Here is a 4,108-nt window from a genome sequence, read left to right as displayed (position 1 = left end):
CACTAATGTAGCGTTATCTAAAAATACCATAGTAGGCACAAGCAATACTCTAAGTGTAGGATTAGACAATAAACTAAAAGTAGAGCATAATAGTAGTGAATTCGTAGGTGGGGATAAGGAAGTAACGATTAAGGGGAATGTAAAAGAGGACATAGAGCAGGATAAGTATGAGAGTGTAAAGGGGCATTTAAGCATAAAAGCTAATGAGGAAATAAATATACTTTCTAAATCACAGCTAAATCTTAATGCAAACGCAAATATGCTTCTTACTTCTAGTCAATCCATATCAATGGATATGCAAGAATATTTTATAGCCCAAGCAAAAAATGCTATAATGCAAGTGCTAGAATCTTTCGAGATACAATCTAAAATATTAAATATTGATTCACAAGATAGCATAACGCTAAAGATAGGGGAATCTAACATAGCTATCACAAACGATAATATCATTACCATAAGCGTTGATGGCAATGATATTACCCTTAATAGTGATGGCATAAATATAAAAGCTAAAAAAACTACCATTGGTAAAGGGACTTAAGAAATTGAAATTAACATTTTATGTAAAGCCAACAGAGGAACACTCTAACAAACAAGGCGAATATCCGCTCATAAGAGAGGGAATTTTATATCTTTTTACAGGTAAAGATTATGATAGCACGCCTGAAAATGAAAAATGCAGTATAGATTTAAGCAAACTTACCCAACAAGAAAAAGATGAAGGAAGCGTAAAATGTGAAATAGACACTCAATCAATTATTGCAAACTTAAAGGTAGAATTACACAATACAGATAATTATAGAACCACACCCATCAATAAAAAAACACCACTTCAGCCCATAATATACACCAAAATAACATATCCTGCAACTTTGAGATTCCAAACAAGAGAGCAATCAAGTGTGCTTATAGGCTTAATTAAGGCATACAAAATTCCACATTTTCACTATAATAACTATGGTAAAGTAGATATAAATAATGATAATACAGAATCCATATACAGCTGGAAAAATGAAATCTATACCATAGACACAAAGCAGACAATACGATTAAAAGCATTTGTGTATGAGGAGCAAAAAACAATAGTTGAAAAAGGTAAAGCTACAGATAGTAATACGCAACAAGAAAGAAACTATAAAGAAGAGCAGGGTAATATCACTAAAATCATTAAAGACATTAGCAACAATGAAGCGCAAAACATAAAATGGGTTTTTAAGATAGTAAATAATAGCTATCACGGACAAAATGTAAAAACGGGCAGGTTAAAAAAAAGCTCAACAGAACGAGATGAGCCTTTTCCACCACTTGGTAACAAAGATTTTATCATAAACCTTGCAGATAAAAATTCTGCGCGATTAGATTTTATTCCAAAAGGTTATGTAGAAATAGAGGGCAGATATGGCACTATTTTAGAATTAAAACTTATTGATTTGTTTGATAAAAGATTACTTATGACAGACTATACAAGCAAAGATAATAACAATAAACAAGATACACTTATCAATAAAAACATAATATTCTTTGCTTATGATAAGAATGAGGGACTAGCAACGCCAAAAGGTAACGGAATGAAATATGAAATAATCGAAAACAAACAAAAAAAAGTAGGAATCTATAATGCTTATGCAAGATATGCTATGAAAAATTACAATACAAAATGGAGTAATCGTAAAATAACACAAGACCGTGTAACCTCCATAGAATTAAAAATATTTCAAACACGGTTTCGATTAGAATTTAATGGACAAACTTTGCAATTTTTAGAAAATGAAAGGGTTATGGGGGAGTGGCTGTGCAAAACAAATGCTACAACAAACATACAAGAAAAGGACCGCGATATTGATTTGCATTTATTATCGCAATCGTTGCAAGAAGAATATATAGATTTAGGAAATGATGAAATAAAACTAATTAAATTTCTAAAAGATTATCAAGCAACAAGGAGTCAACAAGCTATCAAACTATGTATAAAACCACAAAAACGAGTTTTGATTCTCATAGAGCGATTCAAAGAAACTACTGAATCAACACTTGCTAGAATGAATATATTTATCGATGGCAAAAGGGTAGATTCTAATGGTAAGTTTATAGAAAAATCACAAGGCAACAAAGAATATGAAATGTTTAACCCTTTTTCATTGCCAAATGATGAAAACAACTATGCTTACATACTAGAACGCAATGGACCTGATAGCATAGCAGGTGAAGTTAATTTGCGAATTCCAGAGGGGAGGTATGGGGTTGTGTGGCATACAAATGATAGACCATTAAAACTTCATAATATATTTGTGAAAAAAGAAAGACTAATTCTTATACATATAGGCAATACACCAAAAGATTCTGAAGGGTGTTTGCTGATTGGAAACACAGTTAATGATGCATCAAACATTGTGTATGACTCAACAAGCGCAATGAAAAACATAAGAATGCAATTAAATAATGAACGCTCCTTTTTAAGAAAATATTTTAGTGGTATGAATAAGCAACAAATATTTTCACAAATTGAGATAATGATAGTAAATAAAATAATGAAAGAGGTGTAAAAATGCATAGAGGACAAATAATATCTCTAGAAAACGATATCAGCACCGATTTAACATTCCAGAAAACTTCAAGTAATTTATTTTTAAATTATAATGATGATAGAATAGGGATATTTTTAAATTTCAAAGGACACCTCCGCATTTCGTGGAGTTTTGATATAAAGCACAATAAAAATATTGATTTAATCTTTTTTCCAGAAACTAACCCATATATAAATTATGCGGTTCTTTATGCCAAAGATTTTCAAAAAAGCATAGATGATGAATCCCATATGCCTCGTGACTTAGGCGATATGAGGATTCCTTATGACATAAATTATGATTTTGCAAAAGAGATTCTATCAAAGGTTGGATTTAGTGAATCTCAACAAAAACGATTTTTTGATGTCCGTTTTGGCTCTGTGCTTGTGCCGATTGAGGTGGAATTTGAGTGGTATTTAATTAACTTAGGCGAACTTAATAGAAAGCCCTTCAATTTTAGCGTGATTACTTTTCCTAAATATGATAAGTATTTAACTGCATTAAATTGGGCAGATGGATTAGAGTGTATTTTATGTCTAGGCATTATAAAATCCCATAAAATCCTCCCACAAAATACAACGCTAAATTTCCCTGAATCTATCGCCTCTTGGGAGGATATTGAGTATAATAAAACAACGCTAATGAATGAAACGATTACAAAGCATTTGCTGCCCTACGCCGAAGTTTTTAAGCCACTCCCCACCTCCGCCCTAGCCATCACAAAAACCAACATAAATGACTTTATTGTAAATGTGCGTGATAAGCCTGATTTAAAAGAGGGCAAAATCATAGCCCAGCTTTTATCACAAAGCACAAATACGCCTAATATTTACATAACAGATTCTAATGGCTTAACCGATGGTAACATAAAACCATTATATAAACCAATGCTTCAAAAAGGAAAGGAATGGTATGAGAGAGATGATTTAGGCAGTAGCGATGAAATAGGTTATATACTTTATTACAATCATAAAATGGCACAATCTTATTACGAATCCAATAAATCTAAACTTATAAACCCTTTATTTAGAGATAATTATTTGGTGCTTATTTGGGATATATTGCCAAATGATTGGTGCAAGGTGTGGATTTTAAAAATGATAGATAAAAACACTATCTCAAGTGAGGACAATGAAACAAAATTTAGCGAAGTTGAATTTGATATATTTAGGTTTAGGGAGCAACTTTTACCCTTTATCGATGGCTATGCTAAAACATTCAATAAAACCCCCTCTACTCTCAAACTATATGAGGGCTATATACATTCTAGCGGATTAGAATACCTAGCACCATTTGGGGAGAATTATATAAAGAGGTAAAAGCAAAATTTAACCATTTTGTTGTATTATTTTACTTCCCACCTCTAAATAAGGAGCATTCCAAATGTCAAACCTAAACCCCAACAATCCAAACATTGCAAATCCCAATAATAGCACATTTCACAAGAATCCAACAAACCCAAAGAATCTAACAAATTCTAACCATATAACCTCCACAAATCCCACAAACTCTAGCAAATCTTTTATAACCCCCAAATCCATCAT

Annotated in this window: 3 protein-coding genes; all 3 read left to right on the top strand. The window is 31.9% G+C overall.

Annotation, left to right across the window (positions count from 1 at the left end):
* On the top strand, window positions 1–541 hold a 541-nt coding region (locus ACWIUO_RS13470; RefSeq protein ID WP_454178401.1), incomplete at its 5' end, for a hypothetical protein.
* A 4-nt stretch (window positions 542–545) separates the two neighbouring features.
* On the top strand, window positions 546–2,543 hold the full coding sequence (locus ACWIUO_RS13465; RefSeq protein WP_454178400.1) for a DUF5675 family protein: 1,998 nt from the start codon (window positions 546–548) through the stop codon (window positions 2,541–2,543).
* Between the two features lie 2 nt (window positions 2,544–2,545).
* Window positions 2,546–3,883 carry a hypothetical protein gene (locus ACWIUO_RS13460; RefSeq protein WP_454178399.1) on the top strand — a complete coding sequence of 446 codons (1,338 nt, stop codon included), beginning with the start codon at window positions 2,546–2,548 and terminating at the stop codon, window positions 3,881–3,883.
* The last annotated feature ends 225 nt before the right edge of the window (window positions 3,884–4,108 follow it).

Source organism: Helicobacter sp. T3_23-1056, from assembly GCF_053654535.1.
This window is presented reverse-complemented; position numbering and strand designations above follow the sequence as displayed.

Bases quoted from the DNA above. Each gene is read 5' to 3' on its own strand.
- ACWIUO_RS13460 (WP_454178399.1), top strand. From the start codon at position 2,546: ATGCATAGAGGACAAATAATATCTCTAGAAAACGATATCAGCACCGAT.